The sequence below is a fragment of the Brevibacillus sp. AG genome (assembly GCF_028369215.1).
Taxonomy (GTDB): domain Bacteria; phylum Bacillota; class Bacilli; order Brevibacillales; family Brevibacillaceae; genus Brevibacillus; species Brevibacillus porteri.
In genome coordinates this window covers 99,698-117,006 of sequence record NZ_JAQMYO010000005.1, presented here as the reverse complement: position 1 = coordinate 117,006, position 17,309 = coordinate 99,698, and the positions used below count along the sequence as shown (strand labels likewise).

General features: G+C 50.6%; 14 protein-coding genes. All 14 read left to right on the top strand.

Annotated features, from left to right (window positions below; translation table 11 throughout):
- The first annotated feature begins 41 nt into the window (after positions 1-41).
- The 14 genes from POF51_RS14460 (at position 42) to POF51_RS14395 (ending at position 17,306) form a co-directional block, all read left to right on the top strand.
- A complete protein-coding gene (locus tag POF51_RS14460) occupies positions 42-614 on the top strand; it encodes a DUF4255 domain-containing protein (protein WP_041749556.1) in 573 nt (190 codons plus the stop codon).
- On the top strand, positions 614-1,420 hold the full coding sequence (locus POF51_RS14455) for a hypothetical protein (RefSeq protein ID WP_271755644.1): 807 nt from the start codon (positions 614-616) through the stop codon (positions 1,418-1,420). Before POF51_RS14460 ends, POF51_RS14455 begins: the two co-directional genes overlap by 1 nt.
- Before the next feature lie 183 nt (positions 1,421-1,603).
- Positions 1,604-3,364: a phage tail sheath subtilisin-like domain-containing protein gene (locus POF51_RS14450; protein WP_069848284.1), complete on the top strand. Its 1,761-nt coding sequence runs from the start codon at positions 1,604-1,606 to the stop codon at positions 3,362-3,364.
- Positions 3,365-3,401: 37 nt separating this feature from the next.
- Positions 3,402-3,833: a phage tail protein gene (locus POF51_RS14445; RefSeq protein WP_007721341.1), complete on the top strand. Its 432-nt coding sequence runs from the start codon at positions 3,402-3,404 to the stop codon at positions 3,831-3,833.
- Positions 3,834-3,919: 86 nt separating this feature from the next.
- Positions 3,920-4,297: a hypothetical protein gene (locus tag POF51_RS14440; protein ID WP_007721338.1), complete on the top strand. Its 378-nt coding sequence runs from the start codon at positions 3,920-3,922 to the stop codon at positions 4,295-4,297.
- Positions 4,294-4,485 (top strand): DUF6760 family protein, encoded by a 192-nt coding sequence (locus tag POF51_RS14435; protein ID WP_017250500.1) that lies wholly within the window; start codon positions 4,294-4,296, stop codon positions 4,483-4,485. Before POF51_RS14440 ends, POF51_RS14435 begins: the two co-directional genes overlap by 4 nt.
- Positions 4,486-4,490: 5 nt before the next feature.
- Complete coding sequence (locus POF51_RS14430; protein WP_048034038.1) at positions 4,491-4,955, top strand: phage tail protein; 465 nt, start codon at positions 4,491-4,493, stop codon at positions 4,953-4,955.
- Positions 4,956-4,988: 33 nt separating this feature from the next.
- Positions 4,989-8,969, top strand: a complete 3,981-nt coding sequence (locus POF51_RS14425; RefSeq protein WP_069847666.1) for a hypothetical protein — start codon at positions 4,989-4,991, stop codon at positions 8,967-8,969.
- A 57-nt stretch (positions 8,970-9,026) separates the two neighbouring features.
- On the top strand, positions 9,027-9,662 hold the full coding sequence (locus POF51_RS14420; RefSeq protein WP_069847664.1) for a CIS tube protein: 636 nt from the start codon (positions 9,027-9,029) through the stop codon (positions 9,660-9,662).
- Positions 9,663-9,669: 7 nt separating this feature from the next.
- Positions 9,670-10,785: a phage late control D family protein gene (locus POF51_RS14415; protein WP_271755640.1), complete on the top strand. Its 1,116-nt coding sequence runs from the start codon at positions 9,670-9,672 to the stop codon at positions 10,783-10,785.
- The gene (locus POF51_RS14410; protein WP_069847660.1) at positions 10,782-11,507 is read left to right on the top strand and encodes a phage baseplate assembly protein V; all 726 of its coding nucleotides are present in this window, start codon (positions 10,782-10,784) and stop codon (positions 11,505-11,507) included. Before POF51_RS14415 ends, POF51_RS14410 begins: the two co-directional genes overlap by 4 nt.
- Positions 11,508-11,523: 16 nt before the next feature.
- The gene (locus POF51_RS14405) at positions 11,524-11,925 is read left to right on the top strand and encodes a GPW/gp25 family protein (RefSeq protein WP_271755639.1); all 402 of its coding nucleotides are present in this window, start codon (positions 11,524-11,526) and stop codon (positions 11,923-11,925) included.
- Between the two features lie 48 nt (positions 11,926-11,973).
- Complete coding sequence (locus POF51_RS14400; protein ID WP_271755638.1) at positions 11,974-15,048, top strand: putative baseplate assembly protein; 3,075 nt, start codon at positions 11,974-11,976, stop codon at positions 15,046-15,048.
- A gap of 17 nt (positions 15,049-15,065) precedes the next feature.
- Positions 15,066-17,306: a putative baseplate assembly protein gene (locus tag POF51_RS14395; protein ID WP_271755637.1), complete on the top strand. Its 2,241-nt coding sequence runs from the start codon at positions 15,066-15,068 to the stop codon at positions 17,304-17,306.
- Positions 17,307-17,309 lie beyond the last annotated feature (3 nt).

Here is a 17,309-nt window from a genome sequence, read left to right as displayed (position 1 = left end):
TGATAAGTATATTCTGTCAAATAATGTCGAGGTGAACGGGTATCAGCCAGTACACCGCCATTGCTGAAGTAGGAGAGACGCTGCTCACTCTTTTGCGCAAAGAGATGACGCCGGAGCCGATTAGTCAGCCGGAGTTGATTGGCCTAAGCTCGCCTGCTCAGCCAGGAGATTTGGCGCTAGCCTTGTTTTTATACGAAATCCGGGAAAGTCAGGAGAGGCAGCACATGATGATCAGTGAAGGTACTGATCAGTTGCGATATCCCCCAATGACGGTCAATCTATCCTACATATTGACCGCCCATTCCCCAGCAGAACAGCATACCCGCATGCTGGACGAGCATCGCATCCTCGGGCGTGCCATGCAGGTTCTCTACGACAACGCCATTTTGCGTGGCGATCAGCTTCAAGGCTCCCTCGCAAACATGGATACAGAGCTTCGTGTCGTCGTGGAGCAGCCTCCCGTTGATAAACTCATCCAACTATTTCCACATGTTCCGTACAAGCTATCCATCGGCTACTCGGTAGGGCCGGTTCATATCGATTCAACCCGAGTTCGTTCAACGAAGCGCGTACTGGAACGGGATATTCGCATACGAGGGGAAGGTCATGGTTAATGGATCAGCATTTCCAGGTGCGCATTCGTTCCGTCTTCTCGTATGCCGTCCGTCTGGTGGACATGTATACAAGAGGAGCCCCTTTTCGCTCGAGCTTGTCTGTTCGCTTGGCGAATCATCCACAAGTGCCCGTATGTAAAGGGGACGGATGGTATATCTTTACGGACTTGCCTGATGGGATTTACACGCTCTCCATAAGCAGCCGGGAGTATATGGATCACTCCATGTCCTTCTCCGTGATCACTGGGAGTACATCTTACACGGAGTCCATCATTTACTTGCAACCGAGTCCAGCCTATCCATTCCAGGCAGGAGACTCCCTTGTTCGAGGGAGAGCTTGCGTGGAGGATGGTTCCCCAGCTGGCGGAGCCTATGTGCAGGCTGTCATCTCGTATGAGCGAGATGCCCCGGTGAGATTGGCCGAGGACGCTGACAAAGAGGCCACGGAGCTAATCGTAGCCAGTAAAAAAGGTCAAGTCGATTTGGCTGACGCTTTTCTTCTCGAAACACCCACATGCAAAGGGACGATCATTCGTTTTGCAAGTCCCCCAAAAGGTCGGGTTTATCCCTTGACCGAACCTCTTTCTTTTGCCTACCCAAGAGGCACTGTCTTACTCCCCCTGCTCGAAACGCATTGCGACGACAGAGGAGAATTCGTAGTTGCCCTTCCGTTGTTTCTGGAAAAAACTCATGCTCGTATGAATATTGAAGTGCGGCGGGAAGAAGCCGCTGGTTTTGCCGAGCTTTCCATTCAAGCCGGTACGACCCAATCCATAGGTATCATCCAAATGAACAGACCCAAATAGGGTGATCCGGCAGTTGTTTGGCGTCGGTCCATGACATCCTGCTGCCTGATTATAGAGCAAGACTCACGTATCAAAACGGCTTTTTTCGTAAGTGGTAAAGCCAGTGATGAAATTATTCGGAGGGAGGGACTGATTGCAGGTTTCTGCTGTCTGATACAAGCGGAACTCTCCAATCAGGTTACGATGCCAGAGTACTTATCACCAGGGGTGTATGTCGAGGAGTTTGATAGTGGCCCCGTTCCCATGGAGGGAGCGAGTACGAGCACGGCCGGCTTTATCGGGTTGGCCCAAAAAGGACCCGTTGCGGGATTGCCTGAGCTGATTACAGGTGTCAATGATTTCCGCAAGTTGTTCGGTTCCTATTTGTCTGAGAACGCGTTTGGCGAATACCGCTATCTCGCCTATGCGGTGGATCACTTCTTTCTGAATGGAGGCTCCCGTTGCTATGTGATGCGAGTAGCGCCAGCAGATGCGAAGCCAGCTTCCAATGAAGGCAACAGCGAAGGAGCTGTCCTTCGGATTACTGCAAAAAACCCTGGGGCATGGGGAAATCAGATCCGCGTAAATTTGATTCCGTCGAGCAAGGCAAAAACGCAGATTTACGAGCAGCTAGGCGAGGCTCCCAAGTACCGTGTGAAAAATAGTGCAGGCTTTCAACCAGGTGATGTCGTCTCTTTCTATGACGGTGAAACCAAACAGTACAGGGAAGTGGTTTCATCCCAAGACAATGTGATCGAGCTGTCAGCTGTGCTCACAGGAGACGTCGTCGATAACAATTTGCTGCCAGTCAAAATTTTGTCCACATGCGAATTCACGGTGCAAGTCTTCTACAACGATGAGGCTGAAGAGTTCGACAAATGCTCGCTCAATGTCTCTGCTGCCAATCATGTAAGCAAGCTGCTGTCCAAGAGCAATATCGTTGAGGTCGAAGCGGGTGCTGCTCCAGCAAGCCCTGAAGTCATTCCTCCTTTTACCGTTATTTCAGGGATGGCAGAAGAAACTCAATCCGAGGGAGGAAAGACGGAATTCGGTCTGTATCAAATCTCTTTGGCAGGAGGTAGCGACGGTTCTGTCGCCAATCTGTCAGCGGGCGAATACATGGGGGAGGATCACGGACCGGGGAAACGTACGGGAATCCAAGCCTTCATCGATAATGACGAAGTGAGTATTATGGCCATTCCTGGCGTGACAGACCCAAATGTGCAGCTCGCGCTTGTGGCTCATTGTGAAAACTTGAAAAGCCGCTTCGCCATCCTCGATATCCCACGCGACAAGAAAAAAGTAAGCGATGTGTTGACGCATCGCAATATTTTCGATACGCAATACGCGGCCATCTACAATCCTTGGCTGCAAGTGTTTGATCCGCTGGACAAGCGCAACATCTACATTCCGCCATCAGGCTCCATGGCTGGTATTTACGCACGCTCGGACAATACCCGAGGCGTGCATAAGGCTCCGGCAAACGAGGTCGTGCGCGGCTGCACAGGACTGGATTGCCAGTACAATACGGGCGAACAGGATATTTTGAATCCGAAGGGAGTCAACCTGATTCGCGCGTTTACAGGTCAAGGAATTCGCGTCTGGGGTGCGCGGACGATGTCATCGAATGGGCTATGGAAGTACATAAACGTACGCCGCCTGTTCATTTTCCTCGAACAATCGATCAAAAACGGGACAAACTGGGTGGTATTTGAGCCAAATGACGAGAGGCTGTGGGCCCGCGTCCAACGAACGATTGATTCTTTCCTGACGCGTGTTTGGCGAGATGGCGCATTGATGGGCTCAAGCCCGCAGGAAGCCTTTTACATTCAAATCGGCAGAAGCACGATGACACAGGATGATATCGACAATGGCAGATTGATCTGCGTGATTGGTATAGCACCTGTCAAACCAGCAGAGTTCGTCATCTTCCGTATTACGCAAAAAACGTCTGATCAGCAATAATTCACGACGGAAAACGGTGTGAGGAAAGGGGTACAGTATGGCAGATCGCAAGGATCCATACCGCAAGTTTCGGTATCGGGTAGAGATGGACGGGATTCAGCAGGCTGGCTTCAGTGAGGTTTCGGGTTTTGATGCGTCTGTGGACGTAGTTGAGTATCGCGAAGGCAATGAGGTAATTACTCCGCGCAAGCTCCCGGGCTTGGCGAAGTACGGGAATATCACGCTGAAATGGGGCGTGACGGATTCGATGGATTTGTACAACTGGATGCAGGACACCATCCAGGGCAAGGTCGCACGCAAAACGGTAACGATCATCGCCATCAATGAAGCTGGGGATGATGTCGCTACATGGAAGGTCATCGAAGCATGGCCGACCAAATACACGGCGCCTGATTTTAACGGTACGTCCTCAGAGGTAGCGATTGAGCAGCTGGAAATCGCCCACGAAGGAATGACACGCACGAAATAATAGAAGATCCCGACGCCAAAGAGTGGCAAGGAAATGACTTTTCTTTGTCACTCTTGCTGGCCAAGGGTGATGAGGAGGATGATACCATGGCATTTAAAACGGAATACGAATTCGAGCTCCCGCGCGGCTATGTTGATGAAGAAGGAAACCTTCACAAACGAGGTGTCATGCGCTTGGCGACGGCTGCCGACGAAATTTTGCCGATGCGTGATCCACGTGTCCAGCAAAATCCCGGTTACTTGACGATTATTTTGCTGACGAGAGTGATTACCAAGCTGGGAGATGTACGGGGAATTGACACAAGAGTGGTGGAAAGGCTGTTTACCGCTGATCTCGCGTACCTGCAAAACCTGTACAGACAGATTAATGAGTTGGACAGCTCGATGTTCAAGACATCTTGCCCGAAATGCGAGCATGAATTCCAGGTAGACATGGCTTTTTCAGGGGCGCTGGAGGGAGTATGAGTGGGTATCCCATCGACAAGATCTATGAAGAAGCCGCCTTCATCGCCTACTATTTTCACTGGCCACATGACGAGATCATGTCGATGGAACACAAGGAACGGCGGCGCTGGTGTGAAGAGATATCCGCGATTAACCGCAAGCAAAATGACGAACCCGAAAACGTTTTTGATGTGTTCAAGCGGAGGTGATTCTGGTGTTCGCCAATGAGAATCCGTATTACACCAACCTCCGATTTCGTGTGGACTTTCTTCCGTTTGGATTGGAGATGGATGGCATCTGGGTCGCTGGATTTAGTGAAGTGTCCGGATTGGCCGTCGAAACAGAGCTGGAGGAGTACCAAGAGGGCGGCGTGAATCATTTCGTCCACAAGCTGCCGAAACGCAGCAAGTTTCCCAATCTCGTCTTCAAACGAGGGTTTGTGAGATCAAACGAGCTGTGGAGATGGTATGAGGACTTCCACTTTGGCCCGCCAGAAAAGCGCAAGCGCAAGCAGGGAGCGATTATTCTGATGGACCCAAACGGAAATGATGTGGGGGCTTGGGCATTTGAAGGGGCTTATCCGGTCAAGTGGGTTGGACCGGAGTTCCGGGCCACGCATGGAGAAGTGGCCATCGAGACATTGGAAATCGTGCACCACGGCTTAAAAGCGTATTTTTAAGCCTTATCCCGTCTGCAAGGAGCAAAAGAAACGATGATAACGATCAAGGCGCTCCCACCTTCGCGTGGTCCATCACTGCTGCCAAGGGCGTCCAGCCAAGGCTTTGCACAAAGCATCATGCAGAAGTATCGGCACGGGGAAGGGCGCGATCCCGGCTACCTCGCTTTGATCCATCGTGATTTTTCGCCGAGTATCGGAGGGCAGGAAAACCACTTTCATCAAACCTTCATTCATGTACACATGCAAATACAAGTGGACTCCTACCTCGGATTGAATCGAGAAATGTTGCCGAACGGACAGGCTGGTTTCCCATGGCCAAAAGAGCGTGCGGTGATAACGCAAGCATCGGGATCAGGACGAAAAGTACAACCAGCTACTTTGATACATGAGCTTTTTCGAAAGTGGGAGTCATCCAAATTAATCGAGAAGGTTTACCTGCCTCGGATCATGGTTGTCTCAAATGGGAGAGATAGATATCGCTGGTCTAGCTATGTTCAGTCTTCGGTTCAGCGAGCAAGCTCACTTGAAAAATGGTTGCCGCTGGGTCGATTCAAAGAGCAAATAGACCCGGTCGATATTACCACGCCTCTTGGGAAAGCAATCGTTTCAGACAGCAAAGAAACCGTACGGGAAAGATTCAGGACGCCTGAGACTTCCTATGGTTCACCAGAATTTTTGGTACACGGTGATCCTGGTGGACGCAAGAGCATGCAAATTGCACGTGAGCGGATATGGCTCGAATCAGCGACAAGAATAGACGCGATCTCGAATTCACGTGTCAGAGCGACGCGTTCTGAAACAGGGCGATTCGAACGGTTTGGGGTTCGCAATTTTTGGCAGTTGATCGGTAGAGGAATGGAACCAGAGATTGGGACGTGGTCCTTTCCTGTTTTGCTAAAACGAGCAGAAGGACGGGCTGCGAGCTCTTTTTTTGATCGCGCGGTGTGGACAGAGAGAGCCGGAATTGACGGCAAAGATATCACTAGACGAATCGTTCGTGAAAGTGAAAGTACACGTTGGTCCGTAGCTTCCCAGCAGACTGAGCTTTGGGGGCGCTGGTGGGAAAACCTGAGTCTGTACTGGCAGAAAAGTAGAGCAACATGGCTGCCAAGGACGATGACTGTGCATCCACGTCTACGTGTTTTACAGCAGATTGGTTTCCCGAAAAGCCGTCAACATCCGCAAGCGAAAAGCGCATGGATGCTAGAAACGCTGTCCCCATTAGAACGGAAGATATTTCAGAGCAATGAGCTTTCGAAGATGTTCTCGTCCGTATTGCCTAGCATACTTCATCGAGCTGATGCTGGTCGGACCAAGCAGCAGGCTGTAAGGGAACGGTTCAAACAGCTGTTCCATTTGGCTCAACAGTTTTCGAGGGCAGAAAGTGAACGTCGGCAAGCAGTGCTTGTTTCTCGACAGAGGTTGAAGCAGATAGAAAGCAGGCGGGAAGAACAGTCGAGTGCCTTGGCGCATTGGTTGCGTCACCTTGTCATAAGTCGAGAGCGACAAGCAATCGTGCTTGCATCTAGGGTGGAGCAGGAGCAGCCGAGTAGCATTACATTTCACCCGTCACAACTGCTGCTTCCTTTCGAATCCATCGGAACAAGGAATCAGCAGACATACGCGTTCCTTCAACAACTGATATTTCAGGAAGCTAGGTTGAACGAGATTGTCCGGGAGCAGTCCATTCGCTTGCGATCAAGCCATGAGCAAACTCATCCAGGCAAAACGAACATGATCCCGGTTGTCTCTCATGCATCGTATCAGCAGCTTGACGTGCTACAGCATGAGTGGTGGACGGGTTTGTCGTTACGCCTTTTACACCCCTTGCAGGGGCTACTGTTCCCATTGCGTATGACACGTATCACAGATAGCTCCCAAACAGTTCCGCTTCTCTCGCAGCCAATTGTCAGGAAGTCGATCGCTGCTTATTGGATACAGAGCTTCCAGTCCGCCAATGCTCCTGTTTTCTTTGAAAAACGAGGATGGTTGAACCAGCCTTGGATCAAGGAATATCTTGAAACGCATAACGAAATAGAGCGCGGGCCTGCTGGTATAGCTAGTGCTGCACGATTTGCATGGAATCGCTTCGTACCTGTCTTCCATGTGAATCGCCAACTCTGGCAAACGCTACAGAATCAAATCGTCAGTTCTACCCATCAGGAGACGAACAGGAAGTCTGTGATGGCGTGGGTGCATCTTCAACAGAGAGTGGCAAAACAGCTCAGCGCAAGGGAATTCCTTGCAACTAGAACGCATGCGCCAAGGCACCTTCCGTATGAGCCGAGGAATCAATCTCCGTATCCTGTAGGCATCTCCCAACCGTTTTTTCAGTCACCTATTCATTTTCCGGGAAATAAACACGTGTATCAGTTGCCATACGAGACGGTACGTCAGCTACTGTCGTTCCAGGGTAGGAAAAACAAGCGGGCAGATGTTGCTTTCTTCAAGAATCAAGAAAAGTTCAGCCTACCGGGACGAAAAGCGACGATCTCGATGGTACACGAGCATGAGCATAGACTGATACGGCACACCTTCTCCCTAAAAAATGAACAGAGTACAAGTCGAGCATTCTTGCATACTCATCGTCATGATCGGGATGCCGTTTCCCTCAGGTTGAACGGCTTTGGTTCTGCAATGCTTCGTGTCACAGAGTGGATTGGACTTGAAAGAACAGAACATCAGCGATTGTACAACACGTCTGCGAAGTCGTTTTCAATCAGAGAGGATGTCTCTGACAGGAACTCATTGCGACGGATCGCTGCTGGATGGAGTGCAGAACTAGGACTCACGATCCTCTTGCAAAAAAGCGCGAAGCTGGCTGCGATGCGCGAGTTTTCAAAGGTAGGCAAAATTAGCACAAGTGGGAAAGCTCCCCCGAGCAGTGAAAAGCAATCGAATGATCATCCAAGGTCTCGCCAGGGCGAAAGCAATCCAATACGAGAGAGCCGTCCATCCCGTGAAAGCTACCACTCCCGTTTCTTGCACGAGACAGCCAGCTTGTGGACAAGCTCCGTTGCCCTGCGTGCTCGTCTCTATCTTCAAGTCATGGAGCAAATCAAAAAGGCTATCCAGACTGATTTCCGGACGGAAGCCTATATCCAAAACCATCACTCACTCTCGACAGTACTGAATCGTCACGATACACAAATGGTTGTTCAGAAACAATGGGGACCACTCCCTAGCCTTGTGCATGGTCAAAGCGTGAGGGTGCCTGACAGTTTCATGCATGAGAGTGGGAGCATACGTGCAACAGAGCTACTACCACGAAAAGGTCGAGTCAACAGCTGGGAGAAATTATCTCGCCACCTTCCAATCAACTCCGTTCGATTCGCGAGAGAAAAATCCATTGATTCAATCATCGACAGATTGAATTCCAGGCAGCTTAGTCGCCACAGCCGTTTTCAACAAACGAACCATGAGCAGATTCTGACGGTCAATCAGAATGGGCAGATGGTCAAACGGCTAACTCATAGTGAGTCACAGAAGGTTGAGATTCAAGACGCTCGACTCACCCCCTTGCAAAGAGCAGGGATATTCAACCTGACGTCAACAACGCCAATGGCGGCGGAAAAAGTGGAGCATGCGAAAGAAAACACATCCCTAGCACTTTTGCCAAAGCCAATGCTTGCGATGGCGAAGCAGCCACCACTCCTGCAAGCTTTGCAACAAGCTCAAAGAGCGCCCGGAGAATCCGAACAGCGCTCCCTGTCCGAAAACGCAACCCATACTCATCGACAATCGTTACGCACAGCAGACAGCTATGCAAGCCCTGCTGCTACCGTTCAGTCCCCGCCGTCCATGGAGTTTCTGAGAAAAAACATTCAGCCTCAAGAAACCGCAGTGCAGCAGACGACAACACTTCCACTCCAACGCCAAGTCGATCTAGACGTGCAAGAGAAGGCTGGCAATCAGACGTCGTTATCCCCACAAGAGGTGGATCGATTGATGGATAAAATGATGAAGGAGCTGGACAAGCGCCTCATTCAAGAGCGGCAGCGACGAGGTTTATAAGCAGGAACTGCCGCATTCACATACGACTATTTCTTCGGTAAAGAGAGGCAAAAGCCAATGATGGGTCAGGAGAAAAAGGCCAAAATTTTAGTGGATCGCAACGGGCAAGGAGACTTCAAGGAGAGTATTTCCGTTCTCTTTAACCCTTCCGAATACAAGGTGGATGCTTCCAATAACTACTCGTGGCAAAAGATATTGGGACAATCGGTACCAGTGGGGATGTTCACGAGCGGAGATATCGAGACATTATCGGTCGACTTGTTTTTTGATACATACGAGGCTGGAGTGGATGTGCGTGCATTCACGAATCAGGTGCTGGGGCTGATGGCCGTAGAAAAGAAAATCAGTACACCACCCCTATGCAAATTCGTCTGGGACAGCTTTCAATTCACAGGCGTGGTCGAAAAGGTTTCGCAGCGGTTTACGATGTTTCTCGATCAAGGGACACCAGTACGAGCCACGTTAGGCGTCACGTTTAAAGGCACGAGTGTGAAAAAGTCCGCGGACGATATCGGAGCCGCAAGAGAAAAAGTCGCACAACAAACGGTCAACCAAGGAGACCAGCTGTACTTGATGGCGTATCGCTCGTACAGTGATGCATCGAAATGGCGAAACATTGCGAACGCCAATCGGATCGACAATCCCAGACTTCTAAAACCGGCTACTACCCTGCATGTGCCACTTGTGAGGTGACGAAGGAATGAGCGAATTGAAATTGACGACAGACCGCCACTCCTTCGATGACCTGCGCCAAACGTACAATAACTTTCATTCCCCAGCCTTGGAAATACTCGTTGGAGGGAAAAAGCTGATCAGCCAGGTAGGTGTCGCCATTACCAAAGCAACGATCAACTCCAGCTTGGACGGCAAAGCCGATACGTTTTCGTTTTCGGTAACCAATGCTTTTGATACGGCAAAGTGGGAATTTCGCTGGGCAGATGACCATTTGGTTCCTGGAAATGAAATCGAAATTCAGTTGGGCTACGGAACTGAGCTTTCCAGTCTCTTTTACGGGCATATTACAGCCGTTTCGTTTGCATGCGAGGAGACGCCTACCATTACGGTAAAAGGGATGGACAAATCGTTCCTGCTTATGGTGGATAACAAGTCTACCTCCTGGAATAAAAAGAAATACAGCGATGTCGTGAAAGAGTTGGGACAAAAATACGGCTTGTCGACGCATGTGGATGATACGGTTCAGACAATCGAGACCATTACAAAGACGGTCTCCGAGACTGACTTTCAATTTTTAAATCGTCTCGCAAAAATTTGTAACTACGATTTTTTTATCGTCGGGAAGAATTTATATTTCCGTAAGCCACTGAGCAACATGACGCCGGTCCTCACGTTGATCTGGGGAGTTTCCTTGCGCAGCTTTTCCGTCGATGTCAACATCGCTTCCCAAGCTTCCTCCTATACGGTGCGATGGGTAGACAAGGACAAATCAACGGTGCTCCAAGAAGCAAAAGCAACGAGCACAGATATCGGGAAGCTCGGGACCAATTCGAAGACAAGTGCTGATCTGTTGAAAGCAATCGGTGATTATTTTGATAAATACGAGTCAACGAAAAAACTGGACTCACCTGAGGAGATAAAAGCGGTTGCCAAAGCACGCTTGAATCAACTCGCCATGAACCTTCTCGACGGCAGCTGTGAGGCAGTGGGTCTGCCAGAAATTCGGGCTGGCCGCTATATCAAGCTAGAGGGTCTGGGGAAAAAGCTGAGTCAGCCTTATTACATCACATCCGTCACACACACCATCGATGTGGCATCTGGCTACGTCACGACGTTTCATGTGAAGGGAAATACGATATGAGCTTTGATCATTGGTTCTACCAGGATGAAATCACAGAAGAAGAACGGGCGAAAATCCACGGTGTCATTGTCGGCATTGTGACGAACAACGAAGACCCGGAAAAGCTCTCGCGAGTGAAGCTGAAGCTGCCTCTGGTTGATAATGAGCGGGAGACGGACTGGGTGCGAATCGCCACGCTTTTTGCAGGAAAAGATCGCGGCAGCTTATTCATTCCGGAGGTAGGCGACGAGGTGCTGGTCGCATTTCACTGGGGAGATGTACGCGAACCATTTGTGATCGGGATGCTCTGGAATCAGGAAAACAAAGGCCCGGAAATGGCGGAGAAAAACAATATCCGAAAAATCACGACCCGTGCAGGCCACGAAGTGATTTTTGGTGATGATCCGAATGATGGGAAGATCACGATTGCTACGAAAAAAGGACAACAGGTGGAGCTGTCGGACAAGGATGAGAGTATTGTGCTTACGGAGAGCAGTGGAAACAACCAAATCTCCATCAAAGGCGGCAGCACTAACGAGGTTACGGTGAAGAGCGGTTCAAGTACGATTACGTTGAATGCAAAAGGGCAAGTGACCATACAGTCAGACACATCGCTGACAATCAAGTCCACCCAGCTGAATCTGGAGGCGCAGGGAGCCATGTCGATTAAAGCAGGAGCGTCCCTGAACATCAAATCTGACGGAATTGTTGCCGTCAACGGTTCGGTGATCAAATTGAATTAATTCATGGGAGGATTCCATGCGGCAGCCATTCGGTGAAAAAGGATGGAAGTTCCCTATTCAGGTGGATCAGGCTACAGGCCGGATTCGTTTGTCCAACTACGAGGATGACATCGCTGAAGCGATTCGCATCATCCTTTCTACGGCAAAGGGAGAGCGTGTGATGCGACCGAAATTCGGGAGCGGATTGCAAGGCTTCATGTTTGATGGCACGGACGGAACGAGTCTAGCTTTGCTCCAGTCGGACATCGCAGAAGCGATCATGATCTGGGAACCGCGTGTGCGGGATGTGCAGGTGGAGGCCAAGGTCGACAAGACTCATTCCGAAACGGTGAACGTTACGATCAGCTATACGGTACGTGCAACAAACAAAGGCTATCAGCTGTTGTATCCTGTCCATCGTCTTGGTCCACATGGATAGCGCAAGAGTCACAGTCGTATGAAGAAAAAAGGAAGGGAGGTGGGGAACGTGAAACCACCGTTGGTCGTTCCGCAGGACATGCAGGCAGTCATCCGAAAAATGCGCGAAATGGTGCCATTCTATACCCCGGAGTGGCGCTTCACTCCAGAAGATCCTGATTCGGGTACGGCTTTATTTCTCCTTTTCACAGACATGCTGATGAATAATCGTGAGCGGTTGAATCAAGTGCCCGAGCGAAATTTTATCGCTTTTCTCAATATGCTCGGTGTCGGAATGGCTCAGGCTAGATCGGCAGAAACCTTTTTGACATTTGAATTGAGTACAGGTGTGCAAAAGCCAGTGTGGATTCCGGCGGGCACAAAAGTTTCGGGTAAGTCTGCCCTTGGCGATGAAATGGTTTTCGAAACCGATCAGCCTATGCTGGCTACCCCCTCTCTCCCGACAGATCTGTTGTTTTCCAATGGCAGTCGAGACTTTTTAACAGATGTAACGAGTTGGCTTGGAACAAATGCACCGCTCTCTCTCTTGGACAGCAAGGCTTTGCCGAATCATCAGGAGCATTGCTGGTATTTGGGGCATGAGAACTTGTTTTGTTTAGGAGATCGTGCTTCGATCCAGCTCACGATGGTTTCCAATCAGGAACGCTATCTGGAATCCTTGCTGACAGAGAAGCTGGCGAATCCAGAGCTGGTCGAGTGGACGTATCTGTCAGAGGGCGAATGGGTTTTGTTCGACAAAGTCGAGTCTGATCAAAATCGGCTGTGCTTGGAAAAAAAGCAGCGGAAAAAATGGGAGTTTAGTGACATGCAAGGAATCGAAAATCGTTGGCTCCGTTGCAGAGTGAAGCTAGGCATGATTCATGAATGGGTGAAAAATGGCGGGAGCACCTCTCTGACCCAAATCCAGATGAAGACGGATTATTTGCCAACAGATGACCTGGAGGGCCTTTCACCCGACATGCTTTTCTCCAATGATGTACAGGTTTCTGGGAGCGGTTGTCTTGCGTTTGGCGAGCAGCTCGCACCGTATGGCATGTTTTTTTTGTCCTGTGAAGAGGCGCTGACGAAGCCTGGAAGTACGGTTGCCCTTCGTTTTCGGATGAAGACGGTGGCTTATCCCGCTACGCATCTGTCACAACCGGAACCGAAATGGAAATGGATCATGAAGGAATCTTCCTTTGACCCTCCTGCGACGACACCCGTCACGGTCAGCAAGGTGGTATGGGAATACTGGAACGGCAGTGGATGGATGGTGCTCCTGGCAGGAGAGGATCGGGAGAAGCTGTTTGCTGGCACCGATTCGGATGAAGAGATTGTGGTTATCTTTACGTGTCCAGATGATTTACAGCCGACAACCGTCCAATCACAGCTAGGTTATTGGATCCGTGTGAGAATTCTTCAGGTGGAAGGTTTATACGGACCGAATCCTGTATACATGGCCCCGTGGCTGGGAGACATGCGCCTGACCTACTCGTACCAAGAGTCGCTACATGAGCCGGAAGCGATTCTCACACAGAACGACTTGGATTGGCAGCACCCTGTCCGTACAGGTAATCATCAGGCTAGCTTCCAGCCGTTTTTGCCGTCCGAATGCTTGCATCCCGCCGTCTACTTTGGATTTGAACAGCCGCCTTTACAAGGACCGCTCTCTTTCTACTTTTCTTTTCTACCGATGGAAGAATCCCCAGGGCCTGCTCCGGTTGTGCAATGGGAATACAAGCGCAAAGAAACAGGAACAACGTCTTGGGCCAAGCTGCAGACAATTGATCAGACCGCTGGTTTTACGGAAAGTGGTACCGTTCGTTTCGCTGGTCCTTTTGATATGGAAAAAAGCAAAATGTTTGAGCGGGAGCGTTATTGGATTCGCGCCGTCAACGTAGACAATCGTCTGGGAGGAGGCGCTTTGGATGCACGACATCCCGTGCTAAGCGGCTTTTATCCGAATACGATACGAGCCATTCAACAGGAGACGATTCGCAATGAAATGGCAGAGCGGATAGCAGAGGGGCCACAAGCCGAGTACAGACTCATCCGACATCCCGTCATGGGCGAAGAGGTATGGGTAGATGAAACAGGCTTCTTTTTGCCGAGTGAACGAAAGAGCTGGCTGGAACATCCAGATAATCGGGTGGAACTTCTCTATGATTCGGAAGGGAACGAGCAAAAATGCTGGGTTCTGTGGAAGCGAGTAGGGCATCTGCACGATTCGGGCCCGGATGATCGCCATTACTGCTTGGAGAGCGCTACCGGAATAATTTTGTTTGGCGATGGCAGACACGGTAGGGAGCTTCCACAAACCGGACTCGGTTCCGTGAGAGTGACGTATAAGGTCGGAGGAGGAACAGTAGGGAATCTTCCAGCTGGGCAGTTGAATCAACTGGAACAATCGATTCCGTTTGTCCAAGCTGTCAGCAATCCGGTGCCTGCACTTGGGGGAAGTGAGCGGGAATTGCTGACGGAAGCCTTGCAGCGAGGTCCTCAAACCATCAAGCATCGCTATCGAGCGGTGACGGCTGAAGATTTCGAATGGCTCGTCCGTGAAGCGCATCCAGGGATAGCCAAGGTGAAGTGTTTACCGAATCGGAACAGCCGCCTGCAAAGAGAAGCAGGGCATGTCACTGTGATCGTATTACCCGCAGCGGGATGCTTCGGCACACAATTTTTGGAGCTTCGGCGTTCTGTCACGAACTCCTTGCTTACACATGCGGCAGCGACGGTAGCCTCTCCCGAGCGGATTCATGTTAGGGAGCCTGTCTACTTGGAAATTGCGGTGACAGCAGAGCTAGCAGTGGGGTCTTTGGAGGAAATCGTTGAGGTGGAGCTGGAGACACTCAGCAAGCTCGCGCGATTCCTTGACCCGATATCGGGAAATCTGCATGGTGGAGGCTGGGAAATAGGACAACGTGTGCACCCGTCGCTCTTGTTTGCCTTGTTGAAATCTGTAAAGGGCGTCCGCTTTGTGGATCATCTGACCTTGGCTGTATTTCGAACGGAAAGTGGGCAACGAAAGGAAATACTCGCTTCTGAATACGAGACGATCGTACATGGGATCGTCACAGAGGGTGCGCATCGAATCAGCGTCCGCGTTCACGAAAGCCAGGCTTTCTTCCCAACCAAACATTGAAAAAGGAAGTGTGCGCTATGCTTCCATCCAAGAATCTGGATGATCGCCACTTTGAAGAGATCCTAGAACAAGCAAAAAACGCGATCCCCAAGCTGCAGCCAGAGTGGGGTGATCACCGTCATCACGATCCAGGCATTACGCTTTTGGAGATGTTCGCGTGGTTGATGGAAATGCAACAATACTATCTCAATCGGATAACGGAAAAGAACGAACGTAAATTTTTGCAGCTCATGGGTGTACACCCACAAAATCAGTCATGTGCGACGACTGATGTTACGTTTTTCGACGTGTCAGAAGAAGCGATTCTTCCGGAGAAGACGAGATTGTTCGCGGGGAATCTTCCTTTCGAGACGGAACATTCGCTTGTTCTGGTACCCGCCAGTCTGGAGCGTGTTCTGGTTCATACAGAAAGCGGGACGGCGGATGTGAGTTCATCCAATGCGCATAACGGTGTTTCCTACTACGCATTTGGCCAGGAACCAAGGATAGGGAACAAGATTTACTTAGGCTTTGATCGGCCGCTGCCAGTGGGGGAGGCAGTCTCCATCGGTTTGCGTCTGTTTGAAGACTATCCTGTCCCAATGGTCTCGCTTACACCCACGTCCCTTTTCGTTCCATCGGCGAGTCTCGTTTGGGAGTACTATGGACAGAACGAGCGCACGCAAGAAATGGGATGGAGTCCGTTACCGGTCTCGGATGAAACGATGCATCTCTCCTTTTCGGGACGAGTCCTGATCGAGCTTGAAGGGGCAATGAAGCCAATCATGCTTTACCCCGCCAATGATCGGCCTCGATTTTGGCTCTGTGCGACATTGCGTGCAGGTCGATTCGAATTGGCTCCACGCATGGAAAAAATCGAGCTGAACACCGTGAGCGTCATCCAACGCGAAACCTTCAGTCAAGTGTGGGAGTACGATGGAACGGGTCAAGTGGATCAGACGATCGTGCTTGCAAGCTCGCTATCGTATGAAGGCACAGTAGAGGTTCAATGCAAAAAGGGGCGTTATTGGCAAAGTGGATGGGATCAAGATGAACCAGATCAAGCCGATACAGGTGCATTCTCTTTTCGCGTTTCGCGCGGCTCAGAACAGGGAGCTACGATGATTCGGTTTGGGAGTGCAATACCTGAGGGCCGCAAAAATATTCGGGTCATCGCCTATCGGAGTGACTTTGCAAGGCAGCGATTCATTGGAGAAAGCAGTGGATTGCCACATCAAATGTTCCGGTTGAATGTCCAATCGATCTTGCCAGAAACGTTTGTCATTCAGGTGGCGCGTCAGGTCGAAGGCAGTCCGTTTCCCGTCTGGGAAGACTGGTCGCTGGTCACTGATTTTGACCGATCGGGACCACAGGACCGCCATTTTATGTTGAATGATTCGGACGGGGCAGAAATCGCGTTTGGCAACAATGAGCACGGAGCCATTCCCGAAAGGCTGGAAGGCATGGCGGGCATTCGGATCATATCGTGTCAGACAGGCCAAGGCGCGAAGGGGAATGTACAGGGTGGCCAAATTACCCGGTTCCTTCCACTCGCCAGGCAGCGAACTACCGCGCAGGTGACGAATCCCCGTCCAGCCAGTGGGGGAAGCGAGCGCGAAACGATCGATCAAGCCAAACGCAGGATGAGAATGGAATGGAAGAAACCGCAGCGGGCCGTTACAGCAGAAGATTATGAGGCCATCGCGCTGTCAACTCCCGGAGTGCGAGTGGCCCGCGCGAAGGCGATCCCCCTGTATAAAGTAGGGGAAATGGGGGCTTCCGAGCAAAACGCAGCCGCTCAAATGACCGTCGTCATCGTCCCGTTCAGCGACCAGCCGACACCACAGCCAAGTGAAGGCTTCCTGCAGACCGTTCGTCACCAATTGGAACAGCGAAGGCTGCTGACGACAGAAGTCCATGTGACTGCTCCAGCCTATATCAAAGTGACCGTTTTCGCGACAATCGTGGTGGAGCCTGCGTTTGCAGACAAAAAGCAGATCGTGCTACAGGCACTGAAGCGGTATTTGACGCCATTGAATTTCCAAGATTCTTCGAATCATCAAGGAAAAGGATGGGAATTTGGTCGACCTGTTTATAAAAGCGATCTTTACGAGGTGTTAAACCAGATCGAGGGTGTGCTATACGTGACGGATTTGTGGGTTTCCACAGAGGGTACAGGCATCATCAGGGATGAAGGGGGAGATATTCAGATTCCGCTCCATGCACTGGTGTACTCAGGAGAACATGTTCTGGAGCTCGTTGTGGATAGAGAAAGATAGACG

Excerpts from the sequence above, each read along its gene's own strand:
- POF51_RS14395 (WP_271755637.1), top strand. The coding sequence starts at position 15,066 with ATGCTTCCATCCAAGAATCTGGATGATCGCCACTTTGAAGAGATCCTA.
- POF51_RS14410 (WP_069847660.1), top strand. The coding sequence starts at position 10,782 with ATGAGCTTTGATCATTGGTTCTACCAGGATGAAATCACAGAAGAAGAA.
- POF51_RS14420 (WP_069847664.1), top strand. The coding sequence starts at position 9,027 with ATGATGGGTCAGGAGAAAAAGGCCAAAATTTTAGTGGATCGCAACGGG.
- POF51_RS14425 (WP_069847666.1), top strand. The coding sequence starts at position 4,989 with ATGATAACGATCAAGGCGCTCCCACCTTCGCGTGGTCCATCACTGCTG.
- POF51_RS14455 (WP_271755644.1), top strand. The coding sequence starts at position 614 with ATGGATCAGCATTTCCAGGTGCGCATTCGTTCCGTCTTCTCGTATGCC.
- POF51_RS14450 (WP_069848284.1), top strand. The coding sequence starts at position 1,604 with ATGCCAGAGTACTTATCACCAGGGGTGTATGTCGAGGAGTTTGATAGT.
- POF51_RS14415 (WP_271755640.1), top strand. The coding sequence starts at position 9,670 with ATGAGCGAATTGAAATTGACGACAGACCGCCACTCCTTCGATGACCTG.
- POF51_RS14435 (WP_017250500.1), top strand. The coding sequence starts at position 4,294 with ATGAGTGGGTATCCCATCGACAAGATCTATGAAGAAGCCGCCTTCATC.
- POF51_RS14405 (WP_271755639.1), top strand. The coding sequence starts at position 11,524 with ATGCGGCAGCCATTCGGTGAAAAAGGATGGAAGTTCCCTATTCAGGTG.
- POF51_RS14440 (WP_007721338.1), top strand. The coding sequence starts at position 3,920 with ATGGCATTTAAAACGGAATACGAATTCGAGCTCCCGCGCGGCTATGTT.
- POF51_RS14445 (WP_007721341.1), top strand. The coding sequence starts at position 3,402 with ATGGCAGATCGCAAGGATCCATACCGCAAGTTTCGGTATCGGGTAGAG.